This window comes from Variovorax sp. UC74_104, from assembly GCF_044055375.1.
Lineage (GTDB): Bacteria > Pseudomonadota > Gammaproteobacteria > Burkholderiales > Burkholderiaceae_C > Variovorax.
Genome location: NZ_CP171978.1, coordinates 399557 through 421242, shown reverse-complemented (window position 1 = coordinate 421242; position 21686 = coordinate 399557). Strand labels below are relative to the sequence as shown.

The 21686-nt window shown below is 70.0% G+C and carries 23 protein-coding genes and 1 pseudogene; 17 read left to right on the top strand and 7 right to left on the bottom strand.

The window, feature by feature from the left end; genetic code table 11:
* The first annotated feature begins 15 nt into the window (after positions 1 to 15).
* On the top strand, positions 16 to 921 hold the full coding sequence (locus ACHMXA_RS02095; RefSeq protein WP_395318074.1) for a phosphoribosylaminoimidazolesuccinocarboxamide synthase: 906 nt from the start codon (positions 16 to 18) through the stop codon (positions 919 to 921).
* Between the two features lie 6 nt (positions 922 to 927).
* Here ACHMXA_RS02095 and ACHMXA_RS02090 read toward each other — a convergent pair whose 3' ends face one another.
* Both ACHMXA_RS02090 and ACHMXA_RS02085 read right to left on the bottom strand, forming a co-directional pair.
* On the bottom strand, positions 928 to 1377 hold the full coding sequence (locus tag ACHMXA_RS02090; RefSeq protein ID WP_395318072.1) for an META domain-containing protein: 450 nt from the start codon (positions 1375 to 1377) through the stop codon (positions 928 to 930).
* Between the two features lie 146 nt (positions 1378 to 1523).
* On the bottom strand, positions 1524 to 2444 hold the full coding sequence (locus tag ACHMXA_RS02085; protein ID WP_395318070.1) for a tetratricopeptide repeat protein: 921 nt from the start codon (positions 2442 to 2444) through the stop codon (positions 1524 to 1526).
* Positions 2445 to 2480: 36 nt separating this feature from the next.
* Between ACHMXA_RS02085 and purE the strand changes: the two are divergent.
* The 3 genes and pseudogenes from purE to ACHMXA_RS02070 all read left to right on the top strand — a co-directional run.
* A pseudogene (gene purE / locus ACHMXA_RS02080) lies at positions 2481 to 2885 on the top strand (5-(carboxyamino)imidazole ribonucleotide mutase); the annotation flags it as partial.
* A 147-nt stretch (positions 2886 to 3032) separates the two neighbouring features.
* Positions 3033 to 4241 carry a 5-(carboxyamino)imidazole ribonucleotide synthase gene (locus tag ACHMXA_RS02075; protein WP_395321205.1) on the top strand — a complete coding sequence of 403 codons (1209 nt, stop codon included), beginning with the start codon at positions 3033 to 3035 and terminating at the stop codon, positions 4239 to 4241.
* On the top strand, positions 4238 to 5239 hold the full coding sequence (locus ACHMXA_RS02070) for an L-threonylcarbamoyladenylate synthase (RefSeq protein WP_395318068.1): 1002 nt from the start codon (positions 4238 to 4240) through the stop codon (positions 5237 to 5239). Before ACHMXA_RS02075 ends, ACHMXA_RS02070 begins: the two co-directional genes overlap by 4 nt.
* Before the next feature lie 115 nt (positions 5240 to 5354).
* Here the strand turns inward: ACHMXA_RS02070 and ACHMXA_RS02065 are convergent, their stop codons facing one another.
* The 3 genes from ACHMXA_RS02065 to ACHMXA_RS02055 form a co-directional block, all read right to left on the bottom strand.
* Positions 5355 to 6962: an alpha/beta hydrolase family protein gene (locus ACHMXA_RS02065; RefSeq protein ID WP_395318066.1), complete on the bottom strand. Its 1608-nt coding sequence runs from the start codon at positions 6960 to 6962 to the stop codon at positions 5355 to 5357.
* A gap of 155 nt (positions 6963 to 7117) precedes the next feature.
* Positions 7118 to 8551, bottom strand: coding sequence for a D-alanyl-D-alanine carboxypeptidase/D-alanyl-D-alanine-endopeptidase (gene dacB, locus ACHMXA_RS02060; protein ID WP_395318064.1), 1434 nt, complete (start codon positions 8549 to 8551; stop codon positions 7118 to 7120).
* A gap of 7 nt (positions 8552 to 8558) precedes the next feature.
* The gene (locus tag ACHMXA_RS02055) at positions 8559 to 9146 is read right to left on the bottom strand and encodes a GDP-mannose pyrophosphatase (RefSeq protein WP_395318062.1); all 588 of its coding nucleotides are present in this window, start codon (positions 9144 to 9146) and stop codon (positions 8559 to 8561) included.
* 79 nt (positions 9147 to 9225) lie between these two features.
* Between ACHMXA_RS02055 and ACHMXA_RS02050 the strand changes: the two genes are divergently transcribed.
* From ACHMXA_RS02050 to pyrF, 5 genes are read left to right on the top strand one after another with little or no spacing between them, the layout of a single operon-like run.
* A complete protein-coding gene (locus ACHMXA_RS02050; RefSeq protein WP_395318060.1) occupies positions 9226 to 10047 on the top strand; it encodes a DeoR/GlpR family DNA-binding transcription regulator in 822 nt (273 codons plus the stop codon).
* 8 nt (positions 10048 to 10055) lie between these two features.
* On the top strand, positions 10056 to 10772 hold the full coding sequence (gene tsaB / locus ACHMXA_RS02045) for a tRNA (adenosine(37)-N6)-threonylcarbamoyltransferase complex dimerization subunit type 1 TsaB (RefSeq protein WP_395318058.1): 717 nt from the start codon (positions 10056 to 10058) through the stop codon (positions 10770 to 10772).
* A 10-nt stretch (positions 10773 to 10782) separates the two neighbouring features.
* Positions 10783 to 11325: a ribosomal protein S18-alanine N-acetyltransferase gene (rimI, locus tag ACHMXA_RS02040; protein ID WP_395318056.1), complete on the top strand. Its 543-nt coding sequence runs from the start codon at positions 10783 to 10785 to the stop codon at positions 11323 to 11325.
* Positions 11322 to 12125 carry a uracil-DNA glycosylase family protein gene (locus ACHMXA_RS02035; RefSeq protein ID WP_395318054.1) on the top strand — a complete coding sequence of 268 codons (804 nt, stop codon included), beginning with the start codon at positions 11322 to 11324 and terminating at the stop codon, positions 12123 to 12125. Before rimI ends, ACHMXA_RS02035 begins: the two co-directional genes overlap by 4 nt.
* 43 nt (positions 12126 to 12168) lie before the next feature.
* Complete coding sequence (gene pyrF / locus ACHMXA_RS02030; RefSeq protein ID WP_395318052.1) at positions 12169 to 12993, top strand: orotidine-5'-phosphate decarboxylase; 825 nt, start codon at positions 12169 to 12171, stop codon at positions 12991 to 12993.
* Positions 12994 to 12996: 3 nt separating this feature from the next.
* Here pyrF and ACHMXA_RS02025 read toward each other — a convergent pair whose 3' ends face one another.
* The gene (locus tag ACHMXA_RS02025; RefSeq protein ID WP_019653935.1) at positions 12997 to 13731 is read right to left on the bottom strand and encodes a helix-turn-helix transcriptional regulator; all 735 of its coding nucleotides are present in this window, start codon (positions 13729 to 13731) and stop codon (positions 12997 to 12999) included.
* A 145-nt stretch (positions 13732 to 13876) separates the two neighbouring features.
* Between ACHMXA_RS02025 and ACHMXA_RS02020 the strand changes: the two genes are divergently transcribed.
* The 7 genes from ACHMXA_RS02020 to ACHMXA_RS01990 all read left to right on the top strand — a co-directional run bounded on the left by ACHMXA_RS02020 (position 13877) and on the right by ACHMXA_RS01990 (position 20259).
* Positions 13877 to 14731, top strand: coding sequence for a hypothetical protein (locus ACHMXA_RS02020; protein ID WP_395318050.1), 855 nt, complete (start codon positions 13877 to 13879; stop codon positions 14729 to 14731).
* A gap of 14 nt (positions 14732 to 14745) precedes the next feature.
* Positions 14746 to 16704 (top strand): MFS transporter, encoded by a 1959-nt coding sequence (locus tag ACHMXA_RS02015; RefSeq protein ID WP_395318048.1) that lies wholly within the window; start codon positions 14746 to 14748, stop codon positions 16702 to 16704.
* Positions 16705 to 16831: 127 nt separating this feature from the next.
* Entirely contained in the window at positions 16832 to 17344 is a 513-nt protein-coding gene (locus tag ACHMXA_RS02010) for a YiaA/YiaB family inner membrane protein (RefSeq protein ID WP_395318046.1), read from the top strand.
* A 29-nt stretch (positions 17345 to 17373) separates the two neighbouring features.
* Positions 17374 to 17835: a hypothetical protein gene (locus ACHMXA_RS02005; protein WP_395318044.1), complete on the top strand. Its 462-nt coding sequence runs from the start codon at positions 17374 to 17376 to the stop codon at positions 17833 to 17835.
* Positions 17832 to 18638 carry a DUF2145 domain-containing protein gene (locus ACHMXA_RS02000; RefSeq protein ID WP_395318042.1) on the top strand — a complete coding sequence of 269 codons (807 nt, stop codon included), beginning with the start codon at positions 17832 to 17834 and terminating at the stop codon, positions 18636 to 18638. The genes ACHMXA_RS02005 and ACHMXA_RS02000 overlap by 4 nt, the downstream gene beginning before the upstream one ends.
* Positions 18639 to 18660: 22 nt before the next feature.
* Positions 18661 to 19737: a zinc ribbon domain-containing protein gene (locus tag ACHMXA_RS01995; protein WP_176665174.1), complete on the top strand. Its 1077-nt coding sequence runs from the start codon at positions 18661 to 18663 to the stop codon at positions 19735 to 19737.
* 138 nt (positions 19738 to 19875) lie between these two features.
* On the top strand, positions 19876 to 20259 hold the full coding sequence (locus ACHMXA_RS01990) for a DUF3597 domain-containing protein (protein WP_019653942.1): 384 nt from the start codon (positions 19876 to 19878) through the stop codon (positions 20257 to 20259).
* A gap of 139 nt (positions 20260 to 20398) precedes the next feature.
* Here ACHMXA_RS01990 and ACHMXA_RS01985 read toward each other — a convergent pair whose 3' ends face one another.
* Positions 20399 to 21181, bottom strand: a complete 783-nt coding sequence (locus tag ACHMXA_RS01985; protein WP_395318040.1) for an SDR family NAD(P)-dependent oxidoreductase — start codon at positions 21179 to 21181, stop codon at positions 20399 to 20401.
* A 121-nt stretch (positions 21182 to 21302) separates the two neighbouring features.
* Between ACHMXA_RS01985 and ACHMXA_RS01980 the strand changes: the two genes are divergently transcribed.
* Positions 21303 to 21680, top strand: a complete 378-nt coding sequence (locus tag ACHMXA_RS01980) for a hypothetical protein (protein ID WP_395318038.1) — start codon at positions 21303 to 21305, stop codon at positions 21678 to 21680.
* Positions 21681 to 21686 lie beyond the last annotated feature (6 nt).

Sequence of the window (21686 nt, the reverse complement as noted above, 5' to 3'; positions counted from 1 at the left end):
TTTGCCGTTGCTCCCATGACCACCGTCCACACCTCCTCCATCCAGAGCCTGCCCCTGCTTGCGCGCGGCAAGGTGCGCGACAACTACGCCGTCGGCGAAGACCGCATCCTGATGGTCGCGAGCGACCGGCTCAGCGCCTTCGACGTGATCATGGGCGAGCCCATCCCCGGCAAGGGCGAGATCCTCACGAAGATGGCCCTGTGGTGGTTCGACCGCCTCGGCCAGCTCTGCCCCAACCACCTGACCGGCGAGGCGCCCGAGAGCGTGGTCACCGAGGCCGAGGTGCCGCAGGTCACCGGCCGCTCGATGCTGGTCAAGCGCCTGAAGCCGATCCCGGTCGAGGCCGTGGTGCGCGGCTACCTGGCCGGCAGCGGCTGGAAGGAATACCAGGAAAGCCGCTCGGTCTGCGGCGTGCCGCTGCCCGAGGGCCTGACCAACGCGAGCAAGCTGCCGCGCCCCATCTTCACGCCCGCCGCCAAGGCCGCGGCCGGGGAGCACGACGAGAACATCAGCTACGAGCGCGTGGTCGAGATCGTCGGCCCCAAGCTCGCGCAGCAGATCCGCGAGACCAGCATCGCCATCTACGAGACCGCCGCGCAGATCGCCCTGGCCAAGGGAATGATCATTGCCGACACCAAGTTCGAGTTCGGCCTCGACGAGAACGGCACCCTGGTGCTGATGGACGAAGTGCTCACCCCCGACAGCTCGCGCTACTGGCCCGTCGAGGGCTACCAGGCCGCGCTGGCGTCCGGCGCGAATCCGCCGAGCTACGACAAGCAGTTCGTGCGCGACTGGCTCGAGGCCACCAAGATCAACGGCAAGCCCTGGGACAAGACGCCCCCGGCGCCGCGCCTGCCGGCCGAGGTCATCGAGAAGACGGCGGCCAAGTACCGCGAGGCGCTGGAGCGGCTGACGGGCTGAGGCTCGTCAGCGCCCCCCGCCGCTGTTCAACAGCGCCACCGTCCGCCCGCTGGCATCCAGCAGCGCCAGCCGGGTCGGGCCGGCCAGCCGGTAGCTCGCGGCGCTCTGCAGCGCGGAAATGAACTGCGCCTCGTTGGCGCCGCGCGTCGGGTCGGTGCAGGCCATGCGGGTGGAGGCCAGCTGGCCGATCTTCAGCGTGACCCCGGTGCGCGTGAAAGTGCCGGAGATGCGGTTGCAGCCGCCCGAGCCGCTCACGCGCCCGCTGCTGCGGTCGAACTGCACCTGGGCGCCGCTGCCCGGCTGCACCGGTTCATCGCCCAGCTGGGCCAGTTGCCAGGCCGGACCCTCGATCGGCTCGTCGAGGCTGATGCCGCTGCCGCAACCGGCCAGCGTGGCCAGCAGCGCCGTGGCGGCAAGGGCGGGGAAGAGCGCGGTGCGGCGGGCGAAGGAGCGCATGGCCAGTGTTCCTTTTTGCATCTGCAACAAGTTGAATCGGGCGTGATCGTATGCGACGGCGCCTGGCCCGCCAATGCCGCTCCCAGGTCGCCAAGCCATGAAAAAAGCGGCCCGTAGGCCGCTTTCGTGGAAGGTCTGCAGGAAAGTCAGCTCAGCACGATGCTGCTGAGCCGGCGGCGGTAGCTCGCCACCACCGGATCGTCCGGCGGGATCTGCCCGTCGGCCACCTTCACCTTCGGCGGCTCGATGATGTCCAGGATGGCGATGTAGGTCTTGCGGGCGAGGTCCTCGCTCCAGGTCTTGTCGCGCATCAGGATGTCGAGCAGCTCGTCCATGGCGTCGGTCCAGAGCTGCTCGGCCATGAGCAGGCGGGCGCGGCCGAAGCGGGCGTCGAAGTCGCGCTTGTTGGCGGCGATCTTCGCGTCGAAATCGGCGACCGAGGGCGCGGCGCCGGTGGGCGGTGCTGCGAAATCGATAGCATCCATCCACCGCTGCAGCGCGTCGAAGCGGCGCACCAGCGAGGTCTTGGCGATCACCGGGGCGAAGGCCACCTTGGCATCGTCGATGCGGCCTTCCTGCAGCAGCAGCTTCACGTAGTCGAAGCGGGCGTCGTCGTTGGCCGGGTCGGTGGCCACCGCGTGCTGCAGCTTCTCGAGCGCGCCCTGGGTGTCGCCGCCGGCCAGCGCTTCCTGCGCGGCGGCTTCCTCGGAGGCGGCCTCGGCCTCGTCGGCGCCGGGCACGTGCTTGTCGAGGAATTCGCGGACCTTGTCGGCCGGGATGGCGCCGACGAAGCCGTCCACCGGCTGGCCGTCCTTGAACATCACGCAGAACGGGATGCTGCGTACGCCGAACATCTCCGACAGCTGCGAGGAAATCTGCGGCACCTTGTCGGCGTCGAGCTTGGCCAGCGTGAAGCGGCCGCCGTACTCGACCTCGAGCTTTTCGAGCACCGGGCCGAGCTGCTTGCAGGGGCCGCACCATTCGGCCCAGATGTCCAGCAGCACCGGCGTGGCGACCGAGGCTTCGATCAGTTCGGCCTGGAAATTTTCGAGAGTGATGTCGATCATCGGAACCAGCTGGGGGTGAAACGTAAAATTGAAACCATGAACGAAACCATTCAGGTCGGTGTAGTGATGGGCTCGAACTCCGATTGGGAGACGATGCGCAACGCGGTCGAGATTCTCCAGCAATTCGGAATCGGGCACGAAGCCAGGGTGGTCTCGGCCCACCGGATGCCCGATACGCTCTTCGAATATGCCGAAAGCGCCGCCGGGCGCGGCCTTGCCGCGATCATTGCCGGCGCGGGCGGCGCGGCCCACCTGCCGGGCATGCTGGCCTCGAAAACCACGGTGCCGGTGCTCGGCGTTCCGGTGGCCAGCCGCCACCTGCAGGGCGTCGATTCGCTTTACAGCATCGTGCAGATGCCAAAGGGCGTGCCGGTCGCCACCTTCGCCATCGGCAACGCCGGCGCGGCCAACGCGGCGCTGTTCGCGGTGTCGATGCTGGCGGTGAACGACCCCGCGCTGCGCGCGAAGCTCGACGCCTTCCGTGCCGCGCAGACGGCCGCCGCCGAAGCCATGACGCTGCCCCCCGGCCCCCGCCGGCGAAGCGGCTCCCCCCGTGTCTCCTTTCTCGCCGCAAGGCGGAGGTGCCCTGTGAGCAGCAAGAACGGCGACCTGCCCATCCTCCCGGGCGCCACGCTCGGCGTGCTCGGCGGCGGCCAGCTGGGGCGCATGTTCGTCCACGCCGCCCAGCGCATGGGCTACTTCACGGCGGTGCTCGACCCCGACACCGACAGCCCCGCCGGCCGCGTGAGCCACCACCACATCCACACCGACTACGACGACATCGACGGCTTGGCTCGCCTTGCCGGCCTGGCCGACGCGGTGACCACCGAGTTCGAGAACGTGCCCGCGCCCTCGCTGGAGCATCTCGCGGTGGCGCGCCCGGTGTCGCCCGCCGCGCCGGCCATCGCCATCGCTCAGGACCGCATCGCCGAGAAGGCGCACTTCACCCGTTGCGGCGTGCCCTGCGCGCCCTACGCCGTGATCGAAACGGCGGCGCAGCTTGCCGCCATCGACGACAACCTGCTGCCCGGCATCCTCAAGACCGCGCGCCTGGGCTACGACGGCAAGGGCCAGCAGCGTGTGAAGACGCGCGATGAGCTCGTCGACGCCTGGCAGGCCACGGGCTGCGTGCCCTGCGTGCTCGAGAAGATGCTGCCGCTCGAATTCGAGTGCTCCGTCATCCTCGCGCGCGGCCGCGACGGCCAGATCGTGCACTTCCCGCCGCAGCGCAACCTGCACCGCGACGGCATCCTCGCCGTGACCGAGGTGCACCCGCAGAACATGCCCAAGACCGTGGCGCAGGGCGCCGTCAACTCGGCGAAGAGCATCGCCAACGGCCTTGGCTACGTGGGCGTGCTGTGCGTCGAGTTCTTCGCGCTGGCCGACGGCTCGCTGGTCGTCAACGAGATGGCGCCGCGTCCGCACAACAGCGGCCACTACACCATGGAAGCCTGCGACGTGTCGCAGTTCGAACTGCAGGTGCGCACCCTTGCCGGCCTGCCGCTGGCCGCGCCGCGCCAGCACAGCCCGGCGATCATGCTCAACCTGCTGGGCGACCTGTGGTTTCCCGCCGGTGCCGACGGCAAGTCCGAAAAGCCGGTCTCGCCGCGCTGGAGCGAGGTGCTCGCGCTGCCCGGCGTCCACCTGCACCTCTACGGAAAGATCGAACCCCGCCGCGGCCGCAAGATGGGGCACCTCACGCTGACCGGCGCCACGCTCGAGGCGGTGCGCGCCACGGCCTCGCAGGCCGCGCTGCTGCTGGGCCTGCCGGCGGTGAGCACCGCCGACCTCGCATGATCCTCGACGGCAGCACCCCCGAAGCCATTGCCGAGGCGGCGCGCGTGCTGCGCGCGGGCGGGCTGGTGGCCTTCCCGACCGAGACGGTGTACGGCCTGGGCGCCGACGCGAGCAGCGACACCGCGGTGGCCGGCATCTTCGAAGCCAAGGGCCGGCCGTCGGACCATCCGCTGATCGTGCACGTGGCGGCCGGCACCAAGGGCACCGAGTCGCTCTCGCGCTTCGCCCAGCCGCTGCCGGACTTCGCGCAGAAGCTGGTGCAGGCCTTCTGGCCCGGGCCGCTCACGCTGATCGTCACGCGCCAGCCCGGCGTGGGCGCCGCTGCCGCCGGCGGGCAGGACACCATCGGCCTGCGCTGCCCCTCGCATCCCGTTGCGCAGGCGCTGCTCGAAGCCTGCGCCGAGCAGGGCGTGCCCGGCCTCGCGGGGCCCAGCGCCAACCGCTTCGGCCGCGTCAGCCCGACCACCGCGCAGCACGTGCACGACGAGTTCGGCGACGAGCTGCTGGTGATCGATGGCGGAGCCTGCGACGTGGGCATCGAATCGACCATCGTCGACTGCAGCCGCGGCGCGCCCGTGCTGCTGCGCCCCGGCCTCATCACGCGCGCGCAGATCGAGGCGGCCTGCGGCGAGAAGCTCGCCGACCGCGAAGTGCTCGAAACGCCCGACCCGCGCGCATCGGGCACGCTGGAAGCCCACTACGCCCCGAACGCCAAGGTCCGGCTGATGGACGCCAAGTCGATCCAGACCGGCCTCGACGTGCTCGGCGCGAACGCCGCCCACATCGCCGTGTGGTCGCGCGCCGCGGTGCGCAGCCGCTCGCAGCGCGTGCTGCTGCGGCGCATGCCCGACGACGCGGCGGCCAGCGCACAGCTGCTCTTCGCGGTGCTGCGCGAGTTCGACGCGCAGGGCGTGAAGCTGATCTGGGTCGAGACGCCGCCCGACACGCACGAGTGGGAAGGCGTGAAAGACCGCCTCCAAAGAGCGTCGGCCGCTTAAACCTGGCTAACCCCCAGGCTTGCCCACTTCGTGTGGCCGCCCACCCCCTTGCAGGGGGCAACACCAGCGGCCCGGCAAAGCCGGTTCCGCGGTGTTCCTGGAATGGGCTCTTCGTTCAGCCTCCGGCTGCGAGCACGCCCTGGAAGAAGCCACGGGCCGATGCCAGGCAGAACGGCGGCGCCAGCGTGCCGTGGTACGCGAGCGTGACGGCCTGGGCCTTGTCCGACGCGCTGCCCGAGGTGTTCTGCGCGAGCAGGGCCTTGGCCTGCGCGAAGCCGGCGCGGGCGGTGGCGTATGCGTCGATGGCTGCCGAATCCTCCAGGTCGACCACGGACAGCAGGCTGGAGGGCATGCCCTTGGCGCGGAAGTAGCCCGAAGTGGCGCGGGTGCTCACGAAGTTCACCGTCGGGTCGTTGGCGCCGCCGCACATCAGCATGGGCCGGGTCGGCACCCAGTTGCGCAGGTCGTTGGCGATGGCGGCCTTGCGGAAGCCCGTGGAGGGTTTGCAGTCCAGCGGCGAGGTGGTGCTCAGCGAAGCGGCCGTCGGCGGCAGCGCGTTGCCGGGGCAGGGGTTGCCCTGGATGTCGCCGGCCGCCTGCGTGAGGAAGCTCTGCTTGATGAGGTTGTTGAGGCCGTAGAAGATCGAAAGCTCCGGGCTCACCGGCCCCGGCTTGGCGTCCGCCGGGAACAGCGCGAGCTGCGGCAGCTTGCCGCTGGAGAACAGCGTGCCGGGCGATGCGCTCGGCAGCAGCGTGTCGATGCCGCTCGCGTACTGGGCCTCGTACACGTCGCTGGTCGAGCCGTAGACGTTGCCGAACTGCTGCTGCCAGCTGGTCGACAGCAGCGGCACGAACAGCGTGGCGCCCAGCGCTGGCCAGCCCAGGTAGGTGTAGTCGCTCAGCAGGCTGATGGCCGAGGGCGCAGACAGCGGCGCCGAGGCTGTCACCGGCTTGCCGTTGGCCTGCATCTCGCGGTGCGCCGCCATCGCCACGTAGCCGCCCTGCGAGTAGCCGGTGATGAAGAGCGAACCGGCGTCGTTCGCGCCGATGCCCGAGAAGGTCTTGCGCGCCGCGGTGAGCGCATCGACCATGTCCTTGCCCTGCTGGTCGCCGTCGAGGTACGGGTGATAGGGCAGCGTCGACTTGTCGTAGCCCGCGTAGTTGGGCGCCACCACGATGTAGCCCTGCGCCGCGAACATGGCGGCGACCATCAGGCCCTCGCCGGCGGCGGCCTGGGTGCTGTCGGTCCACTTGGCCAGGTTGTAGGCCTTGGCGGCGGTGGTGCCGTGGGCATAGAGCACGACCGGGCGCTGGCCGCTGCAGGCCACGTCGGAGCCGGTGGGCACCATGATCGCGGCGGTGGCGTTGGTGGCCTCGTTCTTCGCGCCGATGGTGCGGTATTCGAGGTAGCGCAGGTCCACGCCGCACTTGGGTGTGCCCGCCACCTGCAGCAGGGCCTTGCCCTGGTCGCTGGCCTGCAGGCTGGCGGTGAACTGGCTGGCCGTCAGGGCGGCCGTCTTCTCGGGCGGGTCGGTGACCACCGAGCCCCGGCCGTTGTCGGCCGCGGACGGCGGAACGCCCACCCCGATGCCGATGCCTCCTCCGCCCCCGCCACCACCGCCGCAGGCGGCGAGCAGCAGCAGGGTCGCGGCGCTTGCGACGGCCGTGAAGGCGGCGGTCTTCTTGCGCATGGGGCTGGAGGGCTGGCGGTGCGGCTGGTTCAAGGCATGTCTCCTGCGCCGGCGAGGCGTCTGGCTTGTATGGAATCGAACGACCGTCCGATTCTGGGCAGCGGCATGTCCGCGCGCAAGCGGGCGTTTGCCCTCAGAAGACTTCAGTACACAGCACCGGGAGCCGGCAGCAGGCCGGCGGCCGGCCTTCAGTTGTCCTGCGAGGCCCAGTCGACCAGCGCGTCGAAGGCCGCGCGCGCGGCCCCGGCGTTCTCGCCGTTGGCGATGGCCACGAGCACGTAGCGGCGTCCGCTGGCGCCGTCCACGTAGCCGGCCACGCCCGAGGCGTCGCGCAGCGTGCCGGTCTTCAGGTGCGCCGAGCCGCCGGAGCGCAGCGAGCGCCTCTTCAGCGTGCCGTCCACGCCCATGGCCGGCAGCGAGGACATCAGCTCCGGCATCACCGGCGAGCGCCATGCCACCTGCAGCATCTTGCCCAGCGCGGCTGCGCTGATGCGCTCGTCGCGCGACAGGCCCGAGCCGTTCTCGAACACCGGCTGCGCCTCGCCCGTGCCGATGCGATCGCGCCACCACTGGCCCATGGCCGCGCGCGAGGCTTCGAAGGTGCCGCGGTTCTTCTGCGCGAGCCCGATGGTGAGGAACAGCTGCTGCGCCATCACGTTGTTGCTGTACTTGTTGACGTCGCGGATCACCTCGGCCAGCGGCGGCGACTCGAACTCGAAGGCCGGCTTCAGCCCCGCCGGCACGCGGCCCTCGCGCATCTGCCCGCCCACCCGCCCGCCCATCTCGGCCCACATGCCGCCGATGGCGCGCATGGCGTAGGTGCGCGGATCGCCGTAGGCCACGGCCCAGCTCTTCTCGCCGCAGCCGCTGGGAAAGCCGCCGTTGAAGCGGATGCGGTTCACGTCGGAGAAGTCGGCGCGCAGCGTGCCGCGCCAGTCGCCGCATTCGCCGGGCACGATCGCCACGGTCTGCGGCATCGCCACGCTGGCCAGCGGGGGCTCGTAGCTCACGCGCGCGATCTGGCCGGCGCGGTCGGGCGCGAAAGTCATGTTGACCGACTTGAAGTTCACCAGCAGCGCGTCGGGCGAGGCGTTGTAGGGGCGCAGCGGCTCGCCGTCGAAGGCAGAAGGGTCGCCCTCCACCGTGGTCTCGAAGGCGCTGCGGTCGAGGACGATGTCGCCGCTCACCGTGGTGATGCCCAGCCCCTGCACGTGGCGCAGCAGCAGCCACACGCGCTCCAGCACCAGCTTGGGGTCGCCCTGGCCCTTGATGTAGAGGTTTCCGTTGAGCACGCCGTTGTTCACCGTGCCGTCGACGTAGACCGGGGTGGTCCAGCTGTAGGCGGCGCCCAGCAGGTCGAGCGCGGCGTAGGTGGTCACCAGCTTCATGATCGACGCCGGGTTCACCTGCGCCTGCGTGCGCCAGGCCAGGCGCGGCTGGCGCGTGCCGTCGGCCTCGGCGACCAGCATGGTCACCGACTCGCGCGGCACCTTGGCGCGGGCGAGGGCGGCTTCGACCTGGGTGGGGAGGGCTTGCGGAGCCTGTTGTTGGGCGAACGCGCCGGCCGGGGCCAGCGTCGTGAAGATCAGGGCGCAGGCGGCGCGGCGGAAGTCGAAGGGCATCCGCCGATTATCCCGGCGGGAAAACGTGCAGCTTCGCGTGATACAGCAGCATCACAGTCTTGGCGTCCGCGATGCGGCCGTCGGCCACCATGGCCAGCGCCTCGTCGATGCCGGGTTCGAGCACCTCGATGTCCTCGCCTTCCTCGGCCAGCCCGCCGCCTTCGCCGACGCGCATCGACGACTCGTAGGGCGCGACGAAGAAATGCAGCTTCTCGGTGACCGAGCCCGGGCTCATGAAGCACTCGAAGACCTTGCGCACCTCGCCGAGCCGGTAGCCGAGCTCTTCCTCGACCTCGGCGCGGATTCGCTCCTCGGGCGCCGCGTCGTCCAGCAGGCCGGCGGCGGCCTCGATCAGCAGGTCGTCGTGCCCGTTGACGAAGGCCGGGTAGCGGAACTGGCGCGTGAGCAGCACCGTGCGCCGCTGCAGGTTGTAGGGCAGCAGCGTGGCGCCGTTGCCGCGGTCGTAGGTCTCGCGGTGCATGCGCTGCCACTGGCCGTCGTTGCGGCGCCAGTCGAAGGCGGTGGTGCGCAGCGTGTACCAGTTGTCGGAAAGCAGGGTGACTTCGTGCACCCGGACGCGGTCGTGGATGGTCATGGCGCCGAGCATATGTGCATGTTCGTGCAATAACAAGAAAAATCGTGCAAAAGGCCGCGGCGGCCGATACCATCGCCGGATGCTCACCAGCCAGCGCAAGCAACACATCCTCTCGGTCCTGCGGCGCGACGGCAACGTCGTCGCCAAGTCGCTCAGCGAGGAACTCGGCCTGTCGGAAGACACCATCCGCCGCGACCTGCGCGAGCTGGCGGCCGAGGGCCTCCTGCAGCGCGTGCACGGCGGCGCGCTGCCGCTGGCGGCGGCCGAGGCCGACTTCGCCGGCCGCCAGCAGCTCGTGCCCGACGAAAAAATCGCCATCGGCCGTGCCGCCGCGCGCCTGGTGAAGCCAGGGCAGGTGGTGTTCATCGACGGCGGCACCACCGCCGTGCAGATGGCGCGCCACCTGCCGGCGAGCCTGCGGGCCACGGTGGTCACGCACAGCCCGTCGGTGGCGGTGGAGCTGGCCTCGCACGCGGGCATCGAGGTGGTGCTGATCGGCGGGCGGCTCTTCCGGCATTCGATGGTCGCGGTGGGCTCGGCGGCGATGGCGGCCATCTCGCGCATCCACGCCGACACCTACTTCATGGGCGTCACCGGCGTGCACGCCGAGGCCGGCCTGACCACCGGCGACCTGGAAGAGGCCGAGATCAAGCGCGCGCTGATGGCCTCGGCGGCCGAGACGGTGGTGATGGCCTCGTCGGAGAAGATCGGCGCGGCGTCGGCCTGGGTGGTCAATCCGGTGGCATCGGCCGGCACGCTGCTGGTCTCGCCGCAGGCGCCGGCAGCGGCGCTGGTGCCGCTGCGCCGGGCGGGGCTGGCGATCCTGCGCAGCGACGATGCCGACGGCGGGAAAGCTGCCGATACCGCAGGCGGGGCTTCGGAATTGCCCGGCGCTCGATAATCGCAGGGATGTCTCCCGTCCCGCCCAAGCTGCTCGCCTTCGACACCAGCACCGAACACCTGTCCGTGGCCGTGCTGCATGGCGACAGGCTCCTGTCGCACGACGGCGCCGGCGGCGCGCAGGCCTCCAGCACCCTTCTTCCCGTGATCCGGCAGCTGCTGGGAGAAGCCGGCCTTGCGCTGGCCGAGCTCGACGCCATCGCCTTCGGCCGCGGCCCGGGCTCCTTCACCGGGCTGCGCACCGCCTGCTCGGTGGCGCAGGGCCTGGCCTACGGCGCCAAGGTGCCGCTGCTGCCGGTCGACACCCTGCTCGCGGTGGCCGACGAAGCGCGCCACGCCTTCGGTGCGCAGCAGGTGGTGGCGGCGCTGGATGCGCGCATGGAGCAGGTCTACGCCGCGCGCTACGACTTCGCGGCGCACGGCCCGCTCGGCCAGCCCGAAGGCGGCGAGGAGCCGCTGCTGCTGGCCCCCGAGGAACTCGAAGTGCCCGCCGGCTGGGCGCTCGCCGGCAATGCCTTCGCCGCCTACGGCGCGCGCTTGGCCCCTGCCGCGGCCCGCCACGAGGCGCTGCCGATGGCCGCCGCCATGCTGCGGCTGGCGCCCGCGCTGCTCGCCGCCGGGCGCACCGTGCCGGCCGCGCAGGCCTGGCCGCTCTACGTTCGCGATAAAGTGGCGCAAACCACCGAAGAGCGCGCCGCCATCAAGGCTGCCGCCGCAGCACGCTAGTCACCCTCGCATGAGCGCCGTCCTCCAGCCCGTCGAAGCCCGCCTCGAACCGCTCACCGTCGAGCGGATCGATGCCGTCTGCGCGGTCGAGCAGACGGCCTACAGCCACCCCTGGACGCGCGCCAACTTCACCGATTCCATGGCCGTGGGCTACCACTGCCAGTGCCTGCTGGCCCCCGGCGTGGCGCCGGGCGTGACTTCGCCGGTCACGCAGCTGGGCGAGACGCTGATCGGCTACTTCGTCGCCATGAAGGGCGTCGACGAGGTGCACCTGCTGAACATCACCGTGGCGCCGGCCTTCCAGCGCCAGGGCTGGGCGCCGCTCATGCTCGAGGCGCTGGGCGGCTGGTCGCGCGCCGAGGGCGCGCAGTGGCTCTGGCTCGAAGTGCGCCAGAGCAACCAGCGCGCGCTCGACATCTACCTGCGCCAGGGCTTCCGCAGCGTCGGCGTGCGCAAGGGCTACTACCCGGCGCACGACGGCAAACGCGAGGACGCTGTCGTCATGAGCCTGCGCCTGAACGAAAGCTCCACCGCCTGGGGAGGCCTGCGATGAGCGCCGCGGTGCAGACGCTGAGGCTGGACGCCCGCCAGCGCGCCATGCTCGACGAGATGGGCGTGAAGGTCTGGTGGCCCGTGCCCGAGGCGGCCGAAGTGGCTGCCGCGCCCGAGGCTCCCGCGCCGGTCGAGCAGGATTTGCCCGTCGTCGACGAACGCCCCGAAGCCGATATGCCCGTGGCCGCACCGCCGCCGCCCGCCGCGAGGCCCGTCGCCGCGCCGGTGCAGGCTCCTGCGCCGGCTCCCCGTGCCGCCGCGCCGGTCACCCAGGGCGCGGCCGTGCTGGTCGAAGCGCCCTGCCGCCTCTATGCCGATGCCGGCGCCGCCGACTCCGTGCAGGGCGGCTGGCTGGTCGTCGCCGACATGCCGCCCGAGGCCGACGGCCGCCACGGCGACCCCTTCGCGGGCGATGCCGGCCGCCTGCTCGACAACATGCTGCGCGCCCTGAAGCTGCACGACGGCAGCACGCCTGTGCATCTCATGCGCACCCACCGCGGCGTGGCCATCGGCCAGCCCGGCAGCCCCCGCGCCATGGACGAAGCCTTCGGCGAGCACGCGGCGGCGATCGCCCCGCGCGTCGTTCTGGCCATGGGCCCGCTGGCCGCGCAGAGCCTGATGCGCAGCGGCGACCCGCTGGGCAAGCTGCGCGGGCGCGCGGTGCCGCTGGAAGGCGTCGAGGGCGCCTCGGTGGTCGCCACCTACCACCCGGCCTACCTGCTGCGCAATCCGGCCGACAAGGCCCGTGCCTGGGCCGATCTCTGCCTGGCCGCCGAGCAGCACACGCCGGCGTCGAACTGACGCCTGGAGTGGTTCCGGGGCGGCCCGCCTAAAATCGGGCCTCATGACTTTTCTCGACAAGCTGGCCGCCGCACAGCAAAAAAACGGTTCCTTGCTTTGCGTGGGGCTCGATCCGGAGCCAGCCAGGTTCCCGGGTCAGCTCAAGGGCGACGCCACCCGCATCTACGATTTCTGCGCTCGCATCGTCGACGCCACGGCCGACCTGGTCATTTCCTTCAAGCCGCAGATCGCCTACTTCGCCGCCCACCGCGCCGAAGCCCAGCTCGAAAAGCTCATGGAGCACATGCGCCGCAACGCGCCCCACGTGCCCGTGATCCTCGACGCCAAGCGCGGCGACATCGGCTCCACCGCCGAGCAGTACGCCCTCGAAGCCTTCGAGCGCTACGGCGCCGACGCGGTGACGCTGTCGCCCTTCATGGGCTTCGACTCGGTGGCACCGTACCTCAAGCACGAGGGCAAGGGCGCCTTCCTGCTGTGCCGCACCAGCAACCCCGGCGGCTCCGACCTGCAGGGCCAGCGCCTGGCGGACGTCGAGGGGCAGCCCTTCCTGTACGAACACGTCGCCAAGCTGGCGCAGGGGCCGTGGAACCTCAACGGCCAGCTCGGCCTGGTGGTGGGCGCGACCTACCCCGCCGAGATCGAGCGCGTGCGCGAACTCGCGCCGACCGTGCCGCTGCTGATTCCCGGCGTCGGCGCCCAGGGCGGCGATGCCGTCGCCACGGTGCGCGCCGGCTGGCGCGCCGATGCGCCGATCGTCGTGAACTCGTCGCGCGCGATCATCTATGCCTCGTCGGGCGAAGACTTCGCCGAGGCGGCCAAAGCCGCCGCGCGCAGCATGCGCGACACCCTCGAAGCCGCCAAGCCCTGAGGCTCAGGCCCGGCGTAGGCGGGTGAAGGCTTCGAACTCCCAGTTCCGCATCCCCAGCAGCAGCGTGTAGCCCTCGCGGTCCTTGGCGGCCAGTTTCTGGTCGGTCTGGTGCTGCTGGGCGAAGTCCTGCGCCACGCGCTGCAGGCGTTCCAGGAAGGCGGGCGCCAGCGAGCGGCTGATCTGGCCGTGCACCAGCAGCAGGCCCTCGGCCGGGCCGTCGAAGCCGCCCTTGTAGTAGTCGAGCACCACGTTCTCGCGGAAGAACTCCATCACCGGGCCGTGCGGGCGCCAGCGGAAGGTCTTGGCGAGCTTCAGGCGATACCGGTTGAGCGGGCGCAGCTCGATGATGCCGATGCGGTCCAGCTGCGCCAGGAAGCCGATGCACTCGGCCTCGCTCACGCGGTAGGCCGCCACGATCTGCTCCAGCGTCCACTGGCTCAGCACGCTGATGGCCACCAGCAGCAGCTTCTTGTCCTTGACCACGGCCTTCTCCTGCTCGTGCGTCAGCTCCTTCAGCAACGGCTGGGCGTCGGCCACGCGGCGCGCCAGCTCGGCGAAATCGATCTTCAGCGCCCGGCAGATGGCGTCCACGCGCGACAGCGGCATGTCGCTCTTGGCCAGCATGCGCTTGACGCTGGATTCGGCCATGTCGAGCGACCGCGCCAGGTCGGCGTAGGTCATGCGGGCGTTCTTGAGTTCGTTCTTGAGGGCTTGGACGAGATCGACGGTGGTACTCATGGGCCGGAAGCGTACACGGGCGTCGGCAAGTATCAATCGGAGATACCACCGGGTGTGAATTAGTACCTCGTATCGATTCTCGATGCCTCTGGAGGGGTGCGGACCCTAAATTCCGCCCCAGTTCAGACCACCACCGAGGACCGCCATGCTTCTGCCCTCCCTCAGCCGCCGCGAACGCGGGTTGCTTTTCACCTTCGCGCTGCTCGCGCTGATCGCCTTCTTCGGCCCCGAGCTGCCGGCCGCCGACGTGGCCATCGCCTCGGTGTTCGCCGACAACCGCGGCTGGCATGGGCTGCCCAACGCCATGGACGTGCTGAGCAACATCCCCTTCGTGGTGATCGGCCTTTGGGGCCTGTACCGGCTCAACCGCATCGACCGCTCGCACCAGGAGGCGCTGTCGCAGTTCCCGCTGGCTCCTCCGGCCAGTGATCCGCCGGACAACACGCTCGACTGCGCGTGGCTCTTCTTCGCCGGCCTGATCGCCGCCGCCGCCGGCTCGGCCTTCTACCACCTCATGCCCGACGGCCCCCGGCTCGCGGCCGACCGCGCCGGCATGGCGGTGGCTTTCGCCGGGCTGATCGGCGTGGCGGTCTGCGAACGGGTGAGCCAGCGCGCCGGCTGGCCCGCCGCCTGGTTCGTGCTGACGGCGGGGCTGCTCTCGGCCGAGGTGTTCCAGGAGACGGGCAACGTCATGCCCTGGGCGCTGGTGCAGTTCGGCGGCATGGCGCTGGTGCTGACGCTGGCGCTCGCCACGCCGATGCGCAAGTCGGTGGGGCTGAAGCTGGGCTGGGTGATCTTCTTCTACGTGCTGGCCAAGGGCTTCGAGATGGCCGACCACCAGATCTACGAATTCACGCATCAGACGGTGTCGGGCCACACGCTCAAGCACCTGACGGCCTCGCTCGCCGGGCTGCCCGTGGTGTTCGCGCTGCGCAAGCTGGAGATGCGCTGGGAAGCCGCGCTGCGGCACAATCCGGGCGCCGCCGCCGTGGCCGCATGAGGAGCACTCTTCGAATGACAAATCCCGCCGCCGCAGCCCCGGCCACGCCCGTGGCTCACGAGGAGAACGCCCACGCCAACCAGTTCGCGCTCCTCGGGCAGCGGCGCTTCGCGCCCTTCTTCTGGACCCAGTTCGCGAGTGCCGCGAACGACAACCTCTTCAAGTTCGCCTTCACCGTGATGGTGACCTACCAGCTCCAGCTGAGCTGGATGCCGCCGTCGATGGCGGGCCTGGTGATCGGCGCGCTCTTCATCCTGCCCTTCCTGCTGTTCTCGGCCACCTCCGGCCAGCTCACCGACAAGTTCGACAAGACGAAGATGATCCGCTTCGTCAAGGACCTCGAGATCGTGATCATGCTGATCGCCGCCTGGGGCTTCGTCACGGCCAATGCGGTGGTGCTGCTGGCCTGCGTGTTCCTGATGGGGCTGCACTCCACGCTCTTCGGCCCGGTCAAGTTCGCCTACCTGCCGCAGGTGCTCGACGCGCGCGAGCTCACCGGCGGCAACGGCATGGTCGAGATGGGCACCTTCGTCGCCATCCTGCTCGGCCAGGTCGCTGGCGGGCTGCTGGTGGCCCTGCCGAACGTCGGCCACACGAGCGTGGCCGTGGGCTGCGTGCTGCTGGCGCTGGTCGGGCGCGGCGTGGCGCAGGCCATTCCGAGGGCGCCGGCCACCGACCCGGGGCTGGTCATCAACTGGAACCCCGTCAGCGAGACCTGGCGCAACCTCAAGCTCGCGAACCAGAACGTGGTGGTGTTCCGCTCGCTGCTGGGCATCTCGTGGATGTGGTTCTTCGGCGCGGTGTTCCTGAGCCAGTTCCCGAGCTTCGCCAAGGAAGTGCTGCACGGCGACGAGCAGGTGGCCTCGCTGCTGCTGGTGGTGTTCTCGGTGGGCATCGGCGTCGGCTCGCTGCTGTGCGAGACGCTCAGCCGCCGGCAGGTGGAGATCGGCCTGGTGCCGCTGGGCGCCATCGGCATGAGCGTGTTCGCGATCGACCTGTACTTTGCCTCGCGCGGCCTGCCCAAGGTGGCGGAAATGGGCATCGGCGCCTTCGTGCACCAGCCCGCGCACTGGCGCGTGATGGCCGACCTGGCGCTGCTGTCGCTGTTCGCGGGGCTCTACAGCGTGCCGATGTACGCGCTGATCCAGCTGCGCAGCCAGCCCACGCACCGCGCGCGGATCATCGCCGCCAACAACATCCTCAACGCGCTCTTCATGATCGGCAGCTCGGTCATCGCGGGCGCGCTGCTGGGCGCGGGCTTCACCATTCCGCAGATCTTTTTGTTCACCGGCATCGCCAACGCGGTGGTGGCGTTCTACATCTTCATGCTGGTGCCCGAGTACCTGCTGCGCTTCGTGGCCTGGGTGCTGTCGCGCTTCGTCTACCGCTTCGACATCAAGGGCGAGACGCACATTCCCACCGAGGGCGCGGCCGTGCTGGTGTGCAACCACGTGAGCTTCATCGACGCGGTGCTGCTGATGGCGGCGAGCCCGCGGCCGATCCGCTTCATCATGGACCACCGCATCTTCAGGGTGCCGGTGCTGGGCTGGCTGTTCAAGCTGGCCAAGGCGATTCCGATCGCGCCGCAGAAGGACGACCCGGCAGCCTACGAGGCGGCCTTCGCGAAGGCGCAGGAGGTGCTGCGCGAGGGCGACCTGCTGGCCATCTTCCCCGAAGGTGCGATCACGCGCGACGGCGAGCTGCAGCCCTTCAAGGGCGGCGTGATGAAGATCCTCGAGGGCGCGCGCGCCCAGGGCATCGAGCCGCCGGTGATTCCGATGGCGCTCACCAACCTCTGGGGTTCGTACTTCAGCCGCATCGAGCTGCGCGGCGGCGAGCGAGTGGCCATGGCCAAGCCCTTCCGCCGCGGCTTCTTCAGCCGCGTGGGCCTGAACGTCGGCGCCCCGGTGCCGCCGGCAGAGGTGCAGCCCGACGCGCTGCGCCAGCGCGTGAGCGCCCTGCTGGCCGCCTGAAACACCCCCAAAAGTATCGATTGCGGATACCGGCGGAGCCGGAAACCGCAACTGGTGCAAGCATTCAAGCCTCGCGGTGCGGGAGCGAACCATCATTCGCTCACCTTCACTACGCCGCGAGGCACACATGCAACCCCTCTCATCCACCACGACCGTCTTCATCCAGCGCGACACGCGGGCCTGGCAGTTCCAGGCCTGGGCATCGTTCGCGATCGCCGTCTTCCTGTGCGCGACCGGCCTGAGCTGGCTGCCGGGCGAGGCGCTGGACCGGGCGTTCATGGTGATGGGCTACGTCTTCTGCCTGAGCACCGCCTTCATGCTGTCGAAGTTCGTGCGCGACAGCCAGCAGGCCGCCGAGCGGGGCTCCGAAGCGTCGCGTGACGTGCCGATGTGGAAGCTGGTCGTCTGGGGCAGCTTCTTCGTCGCGATGGGCCTGACCGGCTGGGGCCTCGTGCGCATGGACATCAACGAAGCCTACAAGGCCTTCCTGGGCGTGAGCTGGCTGTTCCTCATCAGCTCGGCCTTCACGCTGGCCAAGACGCTGCGCGACCGCCACGAGGCCGACCTGGCCGAAGCCCGCCTGCAGGGCCGCCGCATGGCGCGCGCCGAAGCCGCCGCCGCTGCTGCCGCCTCCGAATGACCCACGCACCCGAAGAACGGAGACTCATCATGATCAGGAAGTCGATTGCCGCCGCCCTCGTCGCCGCCAGCACTGTCTTCGCCGGTGTCGCGGTTCCCATGCAGGCCCGGGCCCAGAGCGACGCCTCGCTCGCCCTCTCGCTGATGCCGGTGGCGTCGGTGGTGGTCGCGGGCTCCGCCGTCGGGGCCTCGGCCACCACGGCGGTCGCGCTGCCCGCCGCGCTGTCGGTGGGCGGCTCGACACTGGCCGTGGTTGCGGTCGAAGCCTCGGTGGACGGCACGGTGTACGTGCTCGAACGCGCCTCCGACGGCGCGCGTGCCAGCATCAAGGTCGCAGGCCGCGTCGCCGAAAGCTCGGCGAACGCGGTGGGCGCCAGCGTGCTCGTCACCGTGATCGGCTCGGGCGTGGTGCTGTCGGCGGCCGGCGAGGTGCTGGCCTTCGTGCCCAACGCCATCGGCCGCGCGCTGCTCCACAACGAGAGGTTGTCGTGAACCGCGCGCTGGCGCCGCTGCTCGCACTAGCGCTTGCGGTCGCGGCGGTCTTGTTGCCCCTGCAGGCGCAGGCCGGCCGCTCCTGCGAGCAGGTCAGGCCCACGCCCGACGTGATCGTCAAGGGCATGCGGATGGCCGAGCGCACCTCGCAGGCGCTCGACGCCAGCGGCGCGCGCGTGGTGCTCCTGGCGCGCGCCGGGCAGGACCTGAGCAAGTACGGCCTGCGCTACTCGCATCTCGGCTTCGCCTACAAGACCGAGGCCGGCCCGTGGCGTGTGGTGCACAAGCTCAACCAGTGCGGCACCGCCATCGCCGAGGTCTACCGGCAGGGGCTCGGCGAGTTCTTCCTCGACGACCCTTGGCGCTACGAGGCCGCCTGGGTGGTGCCCATGCCCGACGTGCAGGCGCGGCTGCTGGCCGCGCTGAACGAATCGCCCGCGCGCATCGTGCGGCTGCACACCGAGCCCTACAGCATCGTGAGCTACGTGTGGGGCCGCAAGTACCAGCAGTCGAACCAGTGGGCCATGGAAACGCTCGCCGCCGCCATGGAACCGGCGACCATCGCCAACCGCGCGCAGGCGCAGGCATGGATGCAGTTCAAGGGGTACGAGCCCACCACGCTGAAGCTGGGCCCGCTCACGCGGCTGGGCGGGCGCGTGGGCTCGGCCAACGTGGCTTTCGACGATCATCCGAACGACAAGCGTTTTTCAGACCGCATCGAGACGGTGACGGTCGATTCGGTATTCGCCTGGATGCCGCGCGCCGGTCTGAGTGCGGCGCCGGTGACGCTGAAGCTTCAGTGAGAAAGAACGAGGAGAAAACAACATGAGCAAGTCTTTGAGACTTTCCGAGAAATGGTTCCGACGCGGCCTCTGGCTGGTGGCGCTGGTGTTCGCGAGCTTCCTCATCGGACTCGGCAGCACCGTGGTGAGCGACCTGCCGCAGGTCGAGCGCGTGCGCGGCATCGACGACTTCATCGACAAGCCCAGGGCCGAGCCGCTGCGCGCCACCATCAAGGCATCGGAAGCCGCCGAACTGGAAGCTGCGCGCGAGCTCGACCAGATCCAGCTGCAGCTCAACGCCGCGCAGCAGGCCAGCCGCAATGCGCGCGAGACCTTTGCCAACTGGCTCTCCACGCGGCGCGCCACCGCGCTGCCCGACCAGGACACCGAGCTCATCGCGCGCACCAAGGCGCTCGACGCGTTCAAGCAGAAGGAAGAAGAGCTGCAGCGCAAGGTCAACGCGCAGCAGAAGATCACGCTCGATGCGCGCCAGGGCGAGCAGCGCGCGCGCATGGCGCTGTCGGAGCTGGAGCGCGATGCGCAGATCAAGCTGGACGCCGAGTACCGCCGCGTGGAGTTGCGCGTGTTCGCCTACCGCCTGGCGCTCACGCTGCCGCTGCTGGTGGTGGCGGGCTGGCTCTTCGTGAAGAAGCGCAAGAGCACTTATTGGCCCTTCGTGTGGGGCTTCATCTTCTTCGCGCTGTTCGCCTTCTTCGTCGAGCTGGTGCCCTACCTGCCCAGCTACGGCGGCTACGTGCGCTACGTGGTGGGCATCCTGCTCACGGTGCTGGTAGGACGCTACGCCATCGTCGCGCTCAACCGGTACCTCGCGCGGCAGAAGCTGGCCGAGCAGCAGCCCGACCAGGTGCGCCGCGAGGAACTGAGCTACGACACCGCGCTCGCGCGCCTGGCCAAGAGCGTGTGCCCGGGCTGCGAGCGGCCGGTGGACCTGAAGAACAACGAGATCGACTTCTGCCCGCACTGCGGCATCGGCCTTTTCGACCACTGCGGCAACTGCGAAACCCGCAAGAGCGCGTTCTCGAAGTTCTGCCACGCGTGCGGCACCTCGGCTGCGCCGCGCGTGCTGCCGCCTCTGGGGACGGGCACGGCCGAGGCGTAGTCTGCGAATTCGGTCACGGCCGGCGGAAGCTTCGACACGTCATGTAGCGGACATGCTGTACGGTCGTGCTACAACCCGCCGGCTGCGACACAAATGTTGCCGCAGACTTCCAGCCAACCCCTTCGACGGAGCACAAGCATGAGCATTTTTGGCAGCATCCTTTCCAAGATCTTCCCGGGCGCCAAAGCCGCCGAGGCCCCGGCGCCTGCCCCCGCGGCGCCAGCCGATGCACCAGCGCCCGCCGTGGCCGCGCCGCCGCCCGCCATTCCGCTGGGCGACGTGGCCGCCGTGCTCGACGCCATGCCGGGCTCGAAGAACCTGAACTGGCGCACCTCCATCGTCGACCTGATGAAGCTGCTGGGCCTGGACAGCAGCCTCGAAGCCCGCAAGCAGCTGGCCGCCGAGCTGAGCTACGGCGAAGACACCAGCGACAGCGCCAAGATGAACATCTGGCTGCATCGCCAGGTCATGACCAAGCTGGCCGCCAATGGCGGTACGGTTCCAGCAGAGCTTCGGGACTGATCGAGCACACCCCCAGGCTGCGCGCACTTCGTGTCGCTGCGCCAACCCCCTTGCAGGGGCAACACCGGCGGCCCGGCAAAGCCGGTTCCGGCGGTGTTCTCGAAAGGGAAAAGCCTCGCGCGATGCGCGAGGCTTTTTTTCAGGTCCAGCCGGCGTCGACGACGTAGTCCTGCGCGGTGCACATGCGCGAATCGTCGGCTGCGAGGAAGAGCGCCATCGCCGCGATGTCCTCCGCCATCACGCGCCCCGGCAGGCACTGCGCCGCATCGATCTCGGCGGCTGATTCGGGCTTCACCCACAGCTTGATCTGCCGCTCGGTCATCACCCAGCCCGGCACGATCGAGTTCACGCGGATGTTCTGCTTGCCCAGGTCGCGCGCCAGCGAGCGCGTGAGGCCGCGCGCCGCCGCCTTGCAGGCCTGGTACACCGGGTAGCCCTTGCCCTTGATCATCCAGCTGATCGAGCCGAAGTTGACGATCGAGCCGCCGCCCAGCGCGCGCATGTCGTCGGCCACCGCCTGCGCGGCGAAGAACTGGTGCTTGAAGTTGACGGCCACGAGGCGGTCGAAGTCCTCGTCGGTCACGTCGGCCATCTCGTGGCGGCGGTCGTTGGCGGCGTTGTTCAGCAGCACGGACACCGGCCCGAAGCGCTGGCGCACCGCGTCGATGGTGGCCGCGAGGGCGGCCGTGTCGGTCACGTCGCAAGGCAGGAAGAGAGCCGGGTGCTCGCCCAGCAACTGCGCCGCGAGCGCATTGCCGGCGGCGCTGTCGAGATCGCAGAACCCCACCTTCGCGCCCTGCGCATGGAAGGCCCGCACCAGCGCTTCGCCGATGCCGCTGGCGCCGCCCGAGATGAACACGGTGCGTCCAGCCAGCGAGGGATAGCGGGCGGTGTAGGGCGAAAGTTGTGATGCGTCGGTCATGGGGATGCGGCAACGGCGTTGGAGACGGACGGCAAGCGTAGCGGATAGCGGCTGGCCGGTGTATCGGTGTATGGCTTCCGGCGAATGGGCGGCGCGCACGTGCGTGGCTACGCTTGCTCCCATGAAGACGAAGACACTTCCCCGCCGCCGCACCCTCGTCGCGTTCGCGATGCTCGTTCCCGCCGCGCTGGCGCTGCGCTCCGTGCGGGCGCAGTCGTCCGCGCCGGGCGTTCAGCTCTTCAAGGTGGTCTCGTCGCGCGACGAGGTGATCGTCGGCGCCGACGCCGCGATGCTCGGCGCCGGCTCGGGCCCCGCGGTGGAGCGGCTGGCGGCGCAGCTCGCCGCCAAGGGCCAGCTCACCCTCTGGCAGTACGCCTCCAGCAAGGACGCGGGCGGCGCGCTGGTGCAGGCGCCGCTCAGGCAGATCGTGGTGTTCAGGAACGATGCGCTGCGCATCGAGCCCTATGCCACGCCGCTGCCGATCCAGCCGCTGAAGTAGGGCGAG